Source organism: Dellaglioa sp. CoH-55-MRSF-9 (assembly GCF_056782155.1).
In genome coordinates, this window is record NZ_JBXAYG010000035.1 from 1 (window position 1) to 353 (window position 353).

Here is a 353-nt window from a genome sequence, read left to right on the forward strand (position 1 = left end):
TTCAACCGCTGTCAACCGGTCTGCTGATGCTGGACCTGCTGCACGGTGGTGGTATCCGTCCAGCGATGTACACACATGCCGGTGACGAGCAGACGGCAAAGACCACACTGGCCCTAATGGTCATGGTCAACGCCGTGAACAAGAACGTCCCGCTGATCGCGTTCTGGGACTACGAAGGCTCAACCAAGAACTCGAAACCGTATCTTGCATCCATTCTCAAGTCTATGGGGGCGAAGGTAGGCATCCGTGACGTATTCGGTAAGAAGGACAAAGAGACCGGTAAATGGGTTGTTCATCCGGTTGTGCAGTACTACCCAGAAACGGTGGGTGAGAAGTTCTTCGATTGGATGGCA

1 protein-coding gene is annotated in these 353 nt (G+C 53.8%); it reads left to right on the forward strand.

Annotation, left to right across the window (positions count from 1 at the left end; all coding sequences use genetic code 11):
• Nucleotides 1–353 (forward strand): hypothetical protein (locus AC1RPV_RS07710; protein WP_481764187.1); only part of this gene is annotated, 353 nt, incomplete at both ends.